At 70.6% G+C, this 15,101-nt stretch carries 15 protein-coding genes and 1 pseudogene; all 16 read right to left on the reverse strand.

Going from position 1 to position 15,101, the window contains the following annotated elements; translation table 11 throughout:
* Positions 1-60 precede the first annotated feature (60 nt).
* The 16 genes and pseudogenes from ACESWY_RS01750 to ACESWY_RS01825 all read right to left on the reverse strand — a co-directional run bounded on the left by ACESWY_RS01750 (position 61) and on the right by ACESWY_RS01825 (position 14,918).
* Complete coding sequence (locus ACESWY_RS01750) at positions 61-2,208, reverse strand: VaFE repeat-containing surface-anchored protein (protein WP_373092634.1); 2,148 nt, start codon at positions 2,206-2,208, stop codon at positions 61-63.
* Between the two features lie 186 nt (positions 2,209-2,394).
* Positions 2,395-2,790, reverse strand: a pseudogene (locus ACESWY_RS01755) (thioester domain-containing protein); the annotation flags it as partial.
* Between the two features lie 12 nt (positions 2,791-2,802).
* Positions 2,803-3,261 carry a DNA gyrase gene (locus ACESWY_RS01760; protein ID WP_373092570.1) on the reverse strand — a complete coding sequence of 153 codons (459 nt, stop codon included), beginning with the start codon at positions 3,259-3,261 and terminating at the stop codon, positions 2,803-2,805.
* Positions 3,262-3,370: 109 nt separating this feature from the next.
* Entirely contained in the window at positions 3,371-4,372 is a 1,002-nt protein-coding gene (locus ACESWY_RS01765) for a VirB6/TrbL-like conjugal transfer protein, CD1112 family (RefSeq protein WP_373092572.1), read from the reverse strand.
* A 2-nt stretch (positions 4,373-4,374) separates the two neighbouring features.
* The gene (locus ACESWY_RS01770; protein WP_373092574.1) at positions 4,375-5,073 is read right to left on the reverse strand and encodes a hypothetical protein; all 699 of its coding nucleotides are present in this window, start codon (positions 5,071-5,073) and stop codon (positions 4,375-4,377) included.
* Between the two features lie 30 nt (positions 5,074-5,103).
* Positions 5,104-6,705: an NlpC/P60 family protein gene (locus ACESWY_RS01775; protein ID WP_373092576.1), complete on the reverse strand. Its 1,602-nt coding sequence runs from the start codon at positions 6,703-6,705 to the stop codon at positions 5,104-5,106.
* A gap of 2 nt (positions 6,706-6,707) precedes the next feature.
* Entirely contained in the window at positions 6,708-9,185 is a 2,478-nt protein-coding gene (locus ACESWY_RS01780; protein ID WP_373092579.1) for a VirB4-like conjugal transfer ATPase, CD1110 family, read from the reverse strand.
* The gene (locus ACESWY_RS01785) at positions 9,154-9,579 is read right to left on the reverse strand and encodes a PrgI family protein (protein ID WP_073293314.1); all 426 of its coding nucleotides are present in this window, start codon (positions 9,577-9,579) and stop codon (positions 9,154-9,156) included. The genes ACESWY_RS01780 and ACESWY_RS01785 overlap by 32 nt, the downstream gene beginning before the upstream one ends.
* 12 nt (positions 9,580-9,591) lie before the next feature.
* The gene (locus ACESWY_RS01790) at positions 9,592-9,807 is read right to left on the reverse strand and encodes a hypothetical protein (RefSeq protein ID WP_006234636.1); all 216 of its coding nucleotides are present in this window, start codon (positions 9,805-9,807) and stop codon (positions 9,592-9,594) included.
* A gap of 83 nt (positions 9,808-9,890) precedes the next feature.
* Positions 9,891-11,708, reverse strand: coding sequence for a VirD4-like conjugal transfer protein, CD1115 family (locus ACESWY_RS01795; protein ID WP_373092583.1), 1,818 nt, complete (start codon positions 11,706-11,708; stop codon positions 9,891-9,893).
* Positions 11,705-12,256 carry a hypothetical protein gene (locus ACESWY_RS01800; protein WP_075279311.1) on the reverse strand — a complete coding sequence of 184 codons (552 nt, stop codon included), beginning with the start codon at positions 12,254-12,256 and terminating at the stop codon, positions 11,705-11,707. Before ACESWY_RS01800 ends, ACESWY_RS01795 begins: the two co-directional genes overlap by 4 nt.
* Positions 12,257-12,313: 57 nt before the next feature.
* On the reverse strand, positions 12,314-12,847 hold the full coding sequence (locus ACESWY_RS01805) for a peptide ABC transporter substrate-binding protein (RefSeq protein WP_373092585.1): 534 nt from the start codon (positions 12,845-12,847) through the stop codon (positions 12,314-12,316).
* Between the two features lie 201 nt (positions 12,848-13,048).
* Positions 13,049-13,837 carry an ATP-binding protein gene (locus tag ACESWY_RS01810; RefSeq protein WP_073293320.1) on the reverse strand — a complete coding sequence of 263 codons (789 nt, stop codon included), beginning with the start codon at positions 13,835-13,837 and terminating at the stop codon, positions 13,049-13,051.
* A gap of 14 nt (positions 13,838-13,851) precedes the next feature.
* Positions 13,852-14,367 carry a hypothetical protein gene (locus ACESWY_RS01815; RefSeq protein WP_075279313.1) on the reverse strand — a complete coding sequence of 172 codons (516 nt, stop codon included), beginning with the start codon at positions 14,365-14,367 and terminating at the stop codon, positions 13,852-13,854.
* Positions 14,368-14,372: 5 nt separating this feature from the next.
* Complete coding sequence (locus ACESWY_RS01820; protein ID WP_071129839.1) at positions 14,373-14,621, reverse strand: helix-turn-helix transcriptional regulator; 249 nt, start codon at positions 14,619-14,621, stop codon at positions 14,373-14,375.
* 78 nt (positions 14,622-14,699) lie between these two features.
* The gene (locus ACESWY_RS01825; protein WP_101677789.1) at positions 14,700-14,918 is read right to left on the reverse strand and encodes a helix-turn-helix domain-containing protein; all 219 of its coding nucleotides are present in this window, start codon (positions 14,916-14,918) and stop codon (positions 14,700-14,702) included.
* Positions 14,919-15,101: the final 183 nt, after the last annotated feature.

Consider the following 15,101-nt stretch of genomic DNA (forward strand, 5'->3'; position numbering starts at 1 on the left):
TCGCAGGGGAGGCCCCGGGCGAGCGCCCAGGGCCTCCGGTTCGGTATCGATGCGGCGCCGCTACTCTTCCGGCTCTTCGTCTGCCGCGTCCTTGCTTGCGCCGGCCGTCTTGCGCTTGCGGTACGCGAGCGCCCCGCCCGCACCCGCCGCAGCTGCCAGAGCGATGCCCGCGGCCACGGCGTAGCCGGTGCCGTCGGGGGCGTCGGCCCCGGTCTTGGCGTAGGGCTCCTCGGGGACCTCGGGCGTGCCGGGGTTGTCCACGACGACGCTCTGCTCGGCGGAGTCGATGTCCTCGTGGGCCGCCACGACGTTGCCGGCGGAGTCCAGGACCTTCTCGAAGACGACGAGCTCGTCTCCCTCGGCCAGGCCCTCGGTGTCGAACTCGAAGGTCACCTCGACGGTGCCGGAGGGTGCCTCGGGCTCGAAGGGCGTGCGCGCGGTCACCTCGTTGCCGTCCTTGTCGAGGAACGGCTCTCCGGTGCCCTTGTCCATGAGCGTGCCCACGGCGATGTAGGTCTCGCCGGGGACGAGGCCCTTGTAGGCCACCGTGTCGATGACCTTGGCCTTGCCGGCCTCGATGACCTGGTCGCCGTCGGCGGCGTCGGCCGCCTGCGTGCCCACCTCGACGGCGACGTGGACTGTCTGGCCCTCGTCGGAGAGGTCCGCGTGCGACGCCACCTCGGCCTCGTCCTTGCGTAGGCTCTCGAACGCGACCAGGTCGCGGCCGCCGAGCAGGCTCGCGTCGAAGGCGATCTCGACGTCCTGGCTGCCGGTCGAGAGCGCGGGGGCGAACTCGGCCTTGGCCTCCACGGGCACGCCCGAGGCGTCGGCCACGGGCTCGCCGGTCGCCTTGTCGACGAGGGTGGCCGAGAGCTCGTACTCCTCGCCGGCCTTCAGGCCCTCGTAGGCGACGGTGTCGACGACCTTGGCCTCGGCGTCGGCCGAGACGTCCTTGTCGCCGTCCGCCCCGTCCTTTGCCGTGGTGGAGATGCGCGGGCCCTCCTGGTCGTCGAGGCCCATCCACACGGCCTTCGCGACCGTCGAGTCGCGATCGACCCAGAAGCTCCTCGTGATGAGCTCGAGGCCCTCGTTGGCATCGCAGCGCAGCTCGGTCATGGTGTAGGCGCCGTACGGCAGGGCCGCCAGCGAGTCGTCGACCGGCGCCGAGGAGCCGTCCTCGCCGAGCGAGAACCAGATGCCGGCCTTCGGGTCCATTTCGGCGGGCTCGATCGGACCCTCATGGCCGAGCAGGGCGTCGTTGGCGTTGGTGTCCCTCGAGTGCCTGTTCCAGCTGCTCGCGGTCGACGCGTCGCCGTTGCGGTCCGTGACCAGCACGTGAGTCTCGCCGGTGGCCGCGTTCTCGATGGCGAACGGAACCATGAGGCCGGCGTTGTCGGACTCGCTCTTCTTGGAGAGCTCGAGGTCGTTGCGCACCACCTGGTCGCGGAACCCGAGCGCGGCGCCGTCCGCGGAGGCGCTCACGATCTCGCCGCCGGTGCGGACCTCGAAGGTGCGGGGCTCGCCGTCGGTCAGCAGGTAGCTCCCGTTCGTCGCCGTCTCCCGCACGTCGTAGGTCCCGTACGGCAGTGCGTCGGCCGCGGTCTGCGCGGTGTAGGCGCCGGCCTCGTCGTTCCATGCGGTGGTCAGCGTGGCCACGGCCTCGCCCGGCTCGCGCCACTCGCCGTCAACGAGGACCTTGTGCGCCGAGCGGTTCGTGACGGTGAACTCGATCCCGTCGAGGCCGGGGTGCTCGCCAGGCGCCTCCTTGTGGCCGCTGCCCGCGAGCGCCTCGGACGCCTGCAGCTCCTTGTCGGACTTGGTCACCTGCACGCCGCCGCGGAAGACCTCGTCGGTCACGGGGTCGCCCGTGAGGTCGCGCATCTCGCCGGCCTTCACGGCGAACGCGACGGAGGCGTCGCTGGCGTCGTAGCCCTCGGGCGCGCCGGACTCGACGATGCGGTAATTGCCCGCGGGAAGCGCGTCGGCGCCGGTCGCGGCGACGTGCGACCCGTCCTCGGGCGCGGTCTTTATCGTGGCGCATACCTCGCCGTCGGCGTAGTACTTGCCGCCGACCAGCACGTAGCGGCCGGTCTCGTTAACGACGGAGAAGCTCGCGCCGTCGAGCGAGGCGTCGCCCTGGGGCTCCGCGCCCGCCTCGGAGTCCGTTTTGGCGACCTTGACTCCGCCCGTGGACCAGCTGAAGCTCACGAGCGTCTGGGAGCCGCCGCCGGTCCTGACGCAGAACGCCTCGAACCCGGCGGATACCTTGCCGGCGCCCGCCTTCATCTTGGCGAAGGTCCCGCCGATCAGCTCGGATTTCGCCCAGGAGGCGAACTCGGCGCTCGTGCCGTGCGTGGCAGCCGACTCGGACCCAGAGTAGGCGTAGGCGATGAGCACGTGGCTCGCCGCGGCGTACTTCGCGTCGTCCCAGCCGCCGCCGTCGTACCAGCTGCCCGGGAACATCGACGCGTCGAAGCCGGGAGAGCCGAACGAGTACCAGATCGCCGCTGTCACGTCGCCGCTCGGCACGGGGCTCGTCGAGTAGGAGCCCGGCGCGGGCGTCGGGGACGAGGGCTCGGCGCAGTAGGCGATGTTCCCGTCGGCGCTCATCCACGTGGTGGCGAAGCCGCCGTAGGGGATCTTGCCGCCGACGGACACGTCTACCGTGCTCGGCGCGGCGTAGGCGGGCGAGGCCGCCACGGAGGCGAGCAGCGCCCCCGCCGCCAGGATGAGCGCCATGGCGCATCGGAGGAGCTTTTCCTGCAGGGTGCAGTCTTTCGCTGCGTTCATCTTTCCGCCTCCCTATCTCTCGACGCTTCGCTGTGCGCGGGGCGCCTCGTGCTCGGCGGCGCGGCTCGCCTGGCGGGCGTGCTCGGCGCGCTCCGCGAGGTAGCGCGAGCGCCCTGCGTCAACGGCCTCCTTGAGCTGCGCGGGCATGACCTTCACGGTGTCCTTGACCGCGCGGCCGTCCTCGTCGAGCTCGGGCCGGCCGTCCGGGCCCATCACCGTCTTCCTCAGCCACACCTCGCGGTTCGCGAGCAGCGGTATGTCCCGGAAGTCGGCCCCCTTGAAGCGGCTCTCGTTCACGAACATGGGGCTGAACTCGTAGCCTCCCACGTCCACGCCGTCGACGACGGTGCCCTTGGGAAGGGTCGCCGAGTTGAAGGTCCTGGCCTCGCCGGTCGCGCGGTCGGTGTACTCGATGCCCTCGCGCACGAAGCTCTTGTGCAGCGAGAGGTACACGTTCTTCCTCTCTTCCATGTCTTTCCTCCTTTTCGTTTTCAATCGGTCCTTGTCTTCATCCGCCGGGACGCGTGCCCCGGCGCGGTGCCCCTATCTCATGGCGACCGCCCCCTTCCTCGCTTTTCCGCTAGAAGCCGCTCACGATGTCGCGCGCCCAGGAGCCGCTCTTCACGAGGGCCAGGATGAGCAGCACGCACATGGCCAGGTACTGCAGCGCGTAGGTGAGCCCGTTCGCGACCGCGTCGGCCGGGGTGCCCGTCCCGGGGTTCGCCCCGGTGAGCCCGCCGAGCACGAGCGGGAACGATATGAGCAGCACGAGGATGATGACGCCGGCGATGCAGACCGCCCCGAAGCTCTTCAGGTAGCCAAGGCCTATCTGGCGCGTGGCGTCCATGCCGAGGAACGCCAGCGGGATCGGGGCGAACGCGGCCATGATGTAGAGCTGGAGCGCGCGGGCCCAGCAGACCACGAGGGCGACGACGTAGGCCGCCAGCACCACGACCCAGCTGATGAGGCTCACGACGAGCATGGCGATGAGCGACGGGATGTCGTCGTCGGTGGTGACGACGGACGCCTCGGGCAGGTCGAGCGCGCCTCCGGCGCCGAAGAGCGCCTCGACTCGGTCGATGGCGAGCCCGCAGACCTCGTAGATCGACGCCATCAGGTCGAAGCTGTTCTGCATGAGGAACAGGAACACGGCGAAGAACACGAGGAGGAAAACGACCTCCTTGACGCCGGGAAGGCTCTGGCTGCCGTCCATGCGCTGGGAGATCTCGATGAGCTTCAGGGTGAAGACCAGGCCGAGCACCCCGCACCCGATCGGCAGGATGGCAACCTGCCATACGCCCCGGGCGACGTCGTGCATGGTCAGGTCGCTCGAGCTCGTGAGCATGTGCGCGAAGTCGGCCGAGAGGATCCCGTTCGCGCCGATCGACCCGAGCACGCCCGTCTGAGCCTTGAACATCCAGTTGCAGCAGTCTCGCAGGAGGCCGCACAGCCAATCGTTGACGTCCCCGGCTATGTCGGCGTATGCCGGCTGCGCGGGGACGAGCAGGAGCGCGCAGAGGGCGAACGCCGCCGCGGCGGAGACGGCGAACGCCCTGCGGCGCTGCGCCTCGAGCGCCCGCACGGCTACATCGCCTCCAGCGAGCCGCCGCGCGAGACCACGGTGACCACCGTCGAGGCGGGGTCGTCGAGCGTGAAGGTCGTCGACGCGACGTTCCCGGCGTAGTCGAGCCACACCTCCTTGTCCCAGGTGGCTCCCGCCGCCTGCGGGGACACCTCCGCCGCCTTCCCGGCGACGGCCTCCTCGATGGCGGCGGCATCCGCGCCCAGCGCCTCGGAGAGGCGGCCGTCGGTGCCGGTCACGGAGAACGCTCCGTCTTGCGCCTTCTGGAGCGCGTAGGCCTGCGTCAGGAGGTCGCATGCCAGGGTGCGGGCGTCCCCGTCGCCCGAGACCTGGATGAGCGAGAGCCCTCCCGCCTTGTCGCCGGTCCCCTTGACCTCGATGGGCACGCTGAGCACGCCGCCGGCCTCGGAGGGCTCCTCGGCCGAGAAGAACCAGGCGCGCTCGGTGCCGCCCGCGCTCTCCACCATGGCGCCCTCGACGATCCGCAGCGTGGCTGTCGGGTCGTCGGCGCCCGTCCATGCGGTGTTCCAGAGCGCCCCGGCGCCCGAGGCGGCCTTCCCGGTTGCCGCGTCGGCGCCTGCAGCCGCGGGCTGCTCTTGCTCCTGGGGACTATCCTGCGCGCCTTCCTGCGGGGCGATGGCGCAGCGCGCCGCGCCCGCGCCGAGCGCCACGGTGAGCGCGCCTGCCGCGACGGCGGCCATGACCCTTGACTTTCCCTGCATTGGTTTCTCCTATCTCGCGGTGAGCGCGCAGCTGAAGCTGCCGATGCCGCTCGCTATGCGGCACACGTCGCCCGTTCGCGGCTCGTGTATGTACCTGTCGTCGCCGATGTAGATGGCCACGTGGCCCGAGCGGTAGAGGATGTCGCCGGGCTTCGCCTCCGAGAGCGGTATGCGCCTGAGCTCCTCGTACTGGGAACCCGTGTAGTGGCTTATGCGGATGCCCGCCTGCGCGTAGCAGTACTGCGTGAGCCCGCTGCAGTCGAGCGCCTTGCCGGGGGTCGAGCCTCCCCACACGTAGGGCACGCCGAGCTGGCTGTACGCCGCCTCGACGATCGCGTTCCCGTTCGCGGCCGGGTACTTCAGGTCCTCGACCGTCATGGAGTCGAGCCGGTAGAGGCCCCATTGCGCCATGATCGACTTCAGGGACTCGACGTAGGACGAGTCGGTCGCCCAGCCGGCGTCCTTGAGCCCCTCGGCCATCCTGTCCGAGTCGCGCCCCTCGATCGCCTCCCGGATGAGGGCGTTGCCCGAGTAGCGCTCCGCCTGCAGGAAGACCCTGCTGCGGAAGTGGATGCACTCGGCGTCGCCGGTGAAGCGGATGAAGCTCGCCGTGATCTGGGTGTGCTCGCCGGGCACGTACTCCTCGCTGGTGGCCCAGTTCGCCTTGCCGGCCACCTCGGGGCAGCCCGCGTAGCCCGACCACCACTTCATGCCGAAGAGGTTGTGGTCGCGCTCTGCGAGCTGGCTCATGCGGTCGCCCTGGCCGGACTCCTGGATGATCTGCGCGATGGTGCAGCCCGCCGGGTGCCCGTACTCCTCCTGGCACTCGAGCGCCGCCTCGACCATCTCGTAGGTGATGTAGGGCGGCAGCCCCTCGAGGCCCCGCTTGGAGGCCGCGTCGTCCCAGAAGCCGAACAGCGCGCTCAGCAGCTGCGCGACGGCGAGCGCGCAGGCGACGAAGGCCACGATGCCGGCCACCGCCCCGAGCAGGGCGGGCGCCGCGCCCGAGACCGCGCCCGCGATCGCGGAGGCGGCGCCCTTCGACCCCGCGGCTCGGGCCGCCTCGCCCGACGCCTGCGCGGCCGCCTGGGCCGCCTGGTGCTTGGCCGGGGCGGTCGCGCCGGCTGCCTCGGGGCCGCGCGCGCCTCCCTTTGGGGCGCCGAGCGCGGTCGCCGCCTTGCGGCTGCCTTGGGCTGCTTTCTTCGCCTTCCTCCGCCGCAGCCCTCCCGCGGCCTTCTTGGCCGCACGCCCCGCGTCGTACATGCCCGAGGCGCCCTCGAGCTCCTCCGAGTCGTCGAGCTGGGAGACGGCCTCCCGGGCGATCGCCAGCTTCGCCGCATCGACGCGCGAGCGCATCGCGGCCGCCGCGCGCCGGTCGCCGGCTGGTTGGGACAATTTGTCCCCGAGCCCGCCTTCCGGCGCGTCGGGCCTGGAAGGGCGCCCCTTCGCCGTTGCGGCGGGGCCTCCCGCCTCGTCGAGCGGGCCGGCGCCCTCCGAGACGTTTCCCAGGGCGTCGCGCTCGGTCTCCGCGACGTCGCCCGCGGTGAGCACGTCGCGGCGCCGCGCCCCGACCACCTCGAGCATCCCGCCGCCCTCGCTCGGGCCGGCCATTCCTATTCCTCCGCCTCTCGCGCCGCCCGGCGCATCTCGCGCTCGGCGACCTCTGCGGGCTTGGTGTTCCACAGGTCGTAGAGCGGGCCTTTCGGGAAGTCGTCGGTGATGGGCACGCGGATCCCGGCGCTGATGAGCAGGCCCTCGCCGGGCTTGACGGCGTCGCCGATGTAGCCGCGCTCCGTGGCGGAGAGCTGGAGCATCTCCGCCCATGCGTCGAGGTCGGCGGTGGACTGCTTGTGCAGCAGGAAGAACTCGGAGTTGAGCACCATGTCGCGGGCCTCGGCGTTGGCCAGCATGTGGCTCGTGTTCTGGCTGATGCCGGTGCAGATGAGGCCGAACTTGCGCCCCTCGCGCCACAGGCGGGCGAAGTACTCGACCACCGTCGGGTGCGCGAAGAGGCTCTGCACCTCGTCGATGTAGAGCCAGGTGTAGTTGGGGCGCGGCGGCGTTACCATCACGCGGTTGCGCACCATCTCGAGCGCCGTGATCATGCCGAACACGCGCATGTTCTGGCCGAGGCCGTGCATGTCGATGTTGGTGATGCGGTTGTCGAGCGCCACGTTGCTCTGGCCGTTGAAGAAGGAGAACGCGCCCTTCACGTAGCGCTCGTAGCGCAGCGCGATGTCGGCGGCCTCGGGCTCGGGCTGAGCGAGCAGCGCCGCGTGGAAGTCGCCGAGCGTGGGCAGGCGGCCGTCCCTCGCGCACTCCCTGTACGCCTCGCCGACGCAGCGGGCGATGATCGAGCGGTCGCGCTCAGGCAGGCCCTCGCGGCCCTCGGCCATGAGCGCGCTCGAGAGCGCGAGCACCGCGTCGGTCTTGTACGCGAGCTTGGCGGCGTCGGCGCGGTCCGCGACGTCGGCGGTGTCGAGGGGGTTGAGGACCGCCGAGCATCCCGGGGCGAGCTCGACGTTCGCGCCGCCGAGCGCGCCGACGAGGTTGCCGTACTCGCCGGCCGGGTCGAAGATCACGACCTCGTCCTCGGGGTGCGCGAGAACGGTGTTGGTTATCTCGCGCTTCACCGAGAAGCTCTTGCCCGAGCCGGGCTTGCCGCACACGAAGCCCATGGGGCTCGCCAGGCGCTTGCGGTCGCACAGCACCAGGTTCCCGCTCTCCTTGGACTGCCCGTAGTAGCCTCCGCCCGCCTCGTCGAGGCTCTGGCTGGCGAAGGGCATCTGCATGGCCACCTGCCCCGTGGTGAGGTAGCGGCTCACGGTGACGTGGTTGTCCCCGAGCGGGAGCACCGAGTTGAGAGCCTGGCGCTGCCGGAAGTGGAGCGGCTCGAGGCCGATCGTGCAGCCCTGCGCGACGCTCGTCACCTGCTGGACGCGGCGGTCGAGCTCCTCGAGGCTGTCGGCCCAGGTGTAGACGAGGCCCGTGTAGACGAACAGGCGCTCGGACTTGTTGCGCAGGAAGTCGAGCAGCTCCTCGGCCTCCTCCTTCGAGAAGCGCAGCTCGGGCGGCAGGATCTGGTAGTCGTAGCCCTTCTTCACGGCGCTCATCTGCTCGTCGATGATCTCCTTGTCCATCCAGTCGATCTGGCGCTTCACGAGCGCGAGCGCCTCGCTCTGCGCGATGGGCTGCACGTGCAGCGTCACGTTGAGCGGCAGCGGCAGGTCGATGATGGAGGCGAGGTAGGTCTCCTCGATGACCGACCCGAAGCTGCGCACCGCGAGCACCGCGCCGTAGCGCCCGTCGCTGCGGAAGCAGTCGGACCTGCCCTCGGGCTTGAAGTCGAGCGTGGAGGGCATGACGAAGTCCTTCGTGCGCGCTCCCGACGTCGGGGACAATTTGTCCCAGGAGAACTCGAAGCGCGACCCCGGGCGCAGCTGCCCCTGCAAAAGCTCGAGCCTCTCGACGCCGTCGAGGGCGCGCGACGAGCAGCGTATGCGCGCGAGCGTCTGCTCCACGTCGCCCCGGATGCGCGCGAGCTTGGGCACCGCGGCGTCGACGTCGTCGGCGCCCACGGCGTAGGTCAGGTAGCGGTGGCGCACGAGGTTCGAGACGCCCTCGCGCATCTTGTCGTTGAGGATCCGGTTGTACTCTTCGGCGAGCCCGGCGGTGGCGCGCTCCCCGGGCTCGAAGAAGACCTTGCGGCCGACCTCGTCGGCGGGGATGGGCGCGTTCACTACCTGGAGCTGCACGTGGGAGTCCGCCGGGAAGTAGTTGAACAGCGAGCTCATCACGGTGAAGGCCGTCTCGCGCGCCTCCTTGCGCGCGGACTGGTAGCTGATGTCGGAGAACTCGACCGTCTGGCTGAACACCCCGGGCATCACCTGGGCGATGCCGTCCCTGTACATGGCGTCGTAGCCGACGTAGGCGGCCATCTCGCGCGAGCGGTCGCGCTCCCGGCGGCGCCTCTGCCGCTCGGCCTCCGCGCCCTTCGAGGCGTCCTTGCGCCCGCCCGTGCCGCCGAGGAGCAGCCCGAGGGTGCTCGGGCGCTTCGGCCTATTCTCCTTGTTGCTTCTTGCTCGGCTCATAGAGCTCGGCTCCTTTCTTCCTTGCCCTGCGCCTCGCGCGACGTCCCGGGCGGCCCGGGCGCGGCGAGCCCTCGGGGAGGCTCCCGGCGAGGCAGGGCTCGTACGCGAGCAGCTGCGGGGAGAGCTCGTGTGCCGCCAAAAGCGGCAGCAGCTCCTCGGCGCGCATGCCGAAGGGCCGCCAGAACCCGGCGAGCCAGAACGGCATGCTGCAGAGCATGATCGGGAAGGCCGCGTCCGCGACGTCGGCGTGCAGGCCCAGGTGGACGAAGGCCGCCGCCCCGACCGCGCTGCCGAAGCCGAGCGACACGCATGCGAGCGTGCGCAGGCTCATCTTCCCGACGATCTTCTCCTCGTACTCGCCGATGTCCTTCTGCACCGGTATCCGGAGCGCCATCCGCGACGCCCCCTATGCCGGCAGCCAGGACGTGTCCAGCTGCCCGAAGTAGACCGACGCGGCGATGATGATCGCGCCGCCGGCGATGGTGGAAATGGCGGTCGCGATCTGCGGGCCGCCCTGCTGCTCCCTGATGGCCAGGCCGAGCGAGACCGCTCCCCACACGACCAGGAAGCCGCCGAGGAAGGTCACGCAGCCCGACACGAGCTTGATGACGTTTGCGAGCATGCTGCTCTCCTTTGCTTTCGGTTGACGATGTTCCTTGCTGTTCCTCCCCCGCGGCGGGGGAGGCCCGCGCCGTCGCGGCCCCGTCACGAGGCGCCGTCCTTCCGCCTGCGGTACTCCGCGAAGTCAAACGGGCCGCGGCGCGCGGCCTCCTCGAGCAGGCTCGAGCGCGGGTGGCGCTCGAGCCGGTACTTCCGGTCCATGAGCGGCATGCACCCGTTCACGAGCACGAGCGCGTCCTCGCGCGGCATGCGCGCCACCTCGGCGGGCTGTATGAGGTCGCGCTCGGAGATGCCGCGGTTCACGGTCCGGGTCCAGCCGGCGCCCCGCGAGTCGCTCTGCGTCTCGCTCGCCACCGTCTGCTTGCCGGCCATCTTGCTGATCTCCTCGTTGGTCTCGTTCGCCTTGCCGCCCAGGTAGAGCAGCGTGTCGCAGGCGTTCACGATGGTCTCGGCGTTGTTGTCGCCGTAGGTCTCCTTCAGCTGCGAGAGCGACTGGACGATCATCGAGACGGCGATGTTCCTGCTGCGGGTGACGGCGATGGTCCGCTCGAAGTCTGGTATGCGCCCGATGTTGGCGAACTCGTCGAAGACGAAGTGCACCGTCGTGGGCAGCGAGCCGCCGTGCGCCTCGAGCGCCTCGGCGCAAAGCGCGCTCACGGCTGTGTCCATGAGCAGGGCGAACAGGAAGTCGAAGGTCGAGTCGGTGTCGCTCATAGACGCGAAGAGCGCGACCTTCGCGCCCTCGTCGCCCATGTGGGCGAGGTCGAGCTCGTCTTTGGAGGTGAGGTCGCGGACGGCGCGGATGGAAAGCGGCTTCAGGCGGACGTTGCAGCTCGAGAGCATCGACTTCATGGTGTCGCCGGCGGCCACGCGGAACTCGCGGTAGCTCGCGAGCGCGAAGTCGTCGGGGGGCGCGGGCTCGCGGACCTTGACCCACTCCCACGCGCCGTCCTCCTCGGCGAAGCCGCGCAGCGAACCGCCCTCCGCCGAGGCGCCGCCGCGCCTGACGTAGCGCTCGCCGGTCTCCAGCTCGCGGAACACCATGTCGAGCGGGCTCATGTAGCCCGGGTCGTCGCGGGCGTCGGCGAGCGAGAGCAGCGTGAGCAGCCCGTCGAGGTTCCGGTCGGCGGGCTCGCAGTGCATGACGAGGTAGGCCGTGAGCGCGGTGTAGACCAGGCGCTCGGCCTTCTCCCAGTAGGGGTCGCCCTTGTGGTCGGCCTCGCCCTCGGTGTTGGCGACGATGCCGCGGGCGAAGCGGATGACTCCCGCCTCGTCGCTTATGTAGGCTATGGGGTTGAAGCGCATGGAGCGCGTGAAGTCGATGGTGTCGAACGCGCGGATCTCGTAGCCGAGCTCCGCCAGCGCGCCGCCCATCTCGCGGATGAGCGTGCCCTTCGGGTCGGTCACGAAGAAGCTGGCGTTGGCCTGCAGGAGGTTCGGCTTGACGTAGTAGCGCGTCTTGCCGGTGCCGGGTCCTCCAACCACGAGCACGTTGTCGTTGGTGTCGGTGGAGAGGTCGAACCTGCGGCTCACGAGGCGGATGCGCGCGCTGTCGGTGAGGATGATGTTGTTGTCGGGGTCCTTGGGGTCGCCGAAGGGCGCGATGTCCTTGCGCGTGGCCCACCTGGAGCTACCGTGCTCCTCGCCGTCGCGCCGGGCCCCCTTGGTCCCCAGTGAGCGGGCCCAGGCGAAAAGTGCGCCGCACGCGCAGGCGGTCCCGGCGCACAGGGGAAGCGCCTCCGCGGAGAAGACGTGTCCCGCGCGGAGCGCTGCCGGGATCGCCGCCATGGCGGCCTCCGGGTCGAGGATCGGGTTCGCGCCCGACGCCGCTATTGCCGCGGCCGCTGCGTCTCCCATGGCGAACGCGGCCGCGGCCAGCGCGGCCGCCGCCTGCCACCTCATCTCTCGGGCCCCTCGATCTGGCGCGGGCCGCGGTCCCGGCCGATGTCCTGGCTGTGGGCCCTCGACGCCTCGCGCGCACGCTCCGCGCGCTCCGCCAGCCGCTCGGGCTCCTGGCGCCTCTCGGCGATCTCGGCTAGCCGCTCCCTCGCGCGGTCAGCGGCCTTGCCCGTCTCTTGCTCCAGCTGGCGGAAGGCCTCGTCGACCTCGGGGGCGTCCTCCACCTTGAAGAGCAGCCAGTCGCGGCCCTCGCCGGGGATGATGTGGTGCTCGACCGACGCGGCGCGCAGCTTGTCGGAGACGACCTCCTTGATCGTCGCGTACTCGGGAAGCCCAGAGAGCTCCTCGAGGCTGAGCTTCGCGTAGGTCGGCACGCCGTCGGCCGCGATGGCCTCGGCGCGCCCGCCGGCGATGGTCCCGCGGATTCCCGCGAGGCGCTCGGAGAGCTCCCTCGCGCTGCGCGCCATTGCCTCGGCGCCGGCCTCCTGGCCGATCCTCAGCATCCAGTCGAGCAGCTTGCCGCCCGCCTCGTCCCCGTAGTCGCTCGCCATCCCGCGCCTCCCTTCCAGTCGAGATGAAAAAGGGGCGCCTTCGCGCCCCGGTCGTCCCTATTCGGCCCCGACGGCCCTCTCGCGCGCCATTGGGGCGCGGGCTTCCTGCCCGGCGTGCGCGCGGCTCGCCTCGCGGGCGGACGCGGCGCGCTGCGCCAGCGGCTCGGGAGACTTCTCGTGCAGATGGGCCCACTCGCCGCTGCGGCACTGCTCCGGCGTCGCCTCGCACATGTCGCGCATGGCGCGCTCGAACCGCTCGGGCTCCTGGGCGATGGCGCCGAAGCTCCAGCTCTCGAAGCCGGTCCACGCGTCGCCGTCGCGCTTGAGCGCCCACCACTCGTCGCCGCCGTTCACCTGCTGGATGAACGCGAGGTCGCGGTAGCAGAACCCCTGGCGTATGGCCCAGTTGCCCGAGCCCAGCGCCTCGCGGAGCCTGTCGACGCTGTCCGTGCGGGAGAACTCGTAGGGGTACTCCTCGAGGAACGGGTCGTCCTGCCAGTCGAAGCCGCCGACCTTGAGCCAGCCGTTCTCCTGGCACTTCTCCACGAGCCCGTCGTGCTCGCGGCCGGTTATCCTCTCGAAGCCGTCCATGGGCCCTCCGCCTTTCGTTTGTTGCTTGGCGGGCGGCGTCCTCGCGATGGGGGCACGGTGCGAGTCGGAGCAGGCGTGCGTGCCGGCGCGTCGGCGCCGCCCAAGACGTGTATAGCGATTTCAATTGCGTCGGAGGGCGGGGCCGCCCGCGATGGGTCGAGCTGGGTCGAGCCGTCCGCGCCTCCACGGGAAGCGCACAAGCTAGCCGAGCCGGCGCCTGTCCCTTCCGCCCAGGTAGACGGGCCTGCAGGTCTGGGAGATCCTGCTCGCGATCGCCTCTGCCGTTACGCGCTCGCCGCGCCTCGCGAGCCTGTCCGCCAGCGCGCCCGGCGCATAGTTCGACGTGACGATGGTCGGGCGCATGTCCTCGTAGCGCGCGTCGAGCACGCTGAACACGGTGCCGACGGACCATTCCGTCGCGTCCTCCTTGCCGAGGTCGTCGAGCACGAGGACGTCGCACTTGGCGTACCGCGCGACGGCCGCCTCGGTGCCGCCCTCGTCGAACGTGGCCTTCACGCGCTCGAGCATGCCCTTGGCCGTCGTGAAGGCGACGTCGTAGCCGGCCTCGGCGAACAGCCTGGCCATGGCGGAGGCGGCGTGCGTCTTTCCGGCGCCGACGCCCCCGTGTATGTAGAGCCCGGCGCCTCCGTTGCCGGCGAACGAGGCGATGTACTCGGCGAACTCGGGGCGGTCGGCCTCGGCGGCCCAGTAGCGCCTGGGGATGCCCGCGCGCGCGAGCGCCTTCTCCCGGCGGGCGGCCTCCTCCTTGGCGGCGAGGGCCGCGCGCCTTCGCGCCTCGGCCTCCCGCTCGCTGGTTGCGCCCTCGCACGGGCAGGGGGCGCTGGAGACCCAGGCGACCCTGCCCGCCAGCGCTGCGCCGAGCGGCTCGAGGGCGGCGCCGCAGTGCGGGCACGCCCTCGGCTCCGGCTCGTCGAAGGAGAGCCCGGCGGCCCGGGCCTGCTCCAGGGTGATGAGTCCCGCTCGGTCCATCGGGCGCCCCTTCCTTATCTTCTGAAGTCCTTGTTGTCCCTTTTGCTTATTGGGTGGCATATCGTCAGGGGTTTCCCTGTCATCTCGTCAGGGGTTCGGGCTGCGAACCCTGACGGTTCGTCATCCTTGTTCGCGGTGAACCCTGTCATCTCGTCACCCTTTCGCGCCGGGAACCCTGACGAATCGTCAGGGGTTGCCAGCGCTCCGGGCGGCAGCCTCTCGCGCACGATGCGGTACCGCTTGGTTGCGTGCCCGCGCGCCGGGGCGTGCACGCCGCATTCCTCGATGAGGCCCTGCTCGAGCAGGTCGCGGATGGCGCGGTATGCGCTGCGCTCCTGCACGTTGAGGAACCGGGCCAGGCCGCCCTTGCTCTCGAAGTAGCCGCACCCGGCATCGCAGAAGCCGAAGATGCGCGCGTAGACGAGCAGGGGAAGGCCGGAGAGGCCCAGGTCCGCCATCATGAAGTGCCGTACCGTCGTGAACTCGCGCGGGGAGGGGCCGTCGCGCCCCCTCGGGCCTGCGGCCGCCATCGGCGCTAGCCCCTTCTGGGCGAGCCGACGACGCTGTTGCGCTCGACCCATGCGACGAGCTCGTCGTGCAGCACGATGCCGTCGCGCGTCTTGCCGCCGATGTAGCGGATTGGGAACGGGTCGTCGGGGTCTTTTGCGAGCCGGTACATGGCGTCGCGGCTGATGCGCAGCATCGCGCACGCCTCGTCGGCGCCGAATATCGCGTTGGTCGATGCGATGAGCCTCACCTGGCTCCTGCTAGTGCTCTTGGTCATGGTCGTCCTCGAGCTCCTTTCGTCTCGAGGCTCCCTCGCGTGCCCGGCCGCGGGCGGCTCCCGGGGCGGTCGCCGCCGTCATTTCCTGCCGCTCCTCGATTCGATGTAGGCGTCCACGGACGCCCTCGAAACCAGGAGCTTCCTTCCGAGCCTGTACGAGTCGATCTCTCCCGACCAGATGAGGTCGTACGCCTTGTTTCTGCTCGCCCTCATGTACTCCTGCATCTCGATCACCGTCATCCATTCGTCGCGGTCCTGGCTTCCCTCGGGCGCGGCGCATTCGGCTGCGCGTGCCATGGTTCCTCCAATCTTCCCGTGCGGCACCGCGCGGGCACGCCGCGCGACACCGTGTGCCTCTTCGTCTGCGCGACGATTGAACCGCCTGATGGCGATCTGCGCGCCCGACGGGAACGGAGACGGGTCGAGGTGGGTCGAGCTGGTCGGGCCTCCACGAAACGGCCATGAGCCACGTGCCTTAGC

This window comes from Collinsella aerofaciens ATCC 25986 (assembly GCF_964237925.1).
In the GTDB taxonomy this organism is placed as follows: Bacteria; Actinomycetota; Coriobacteriia; order Coriobacteriales; family Coriobacteriaceae; genus Collinsella; species Collinsella aerofaciens_BJ.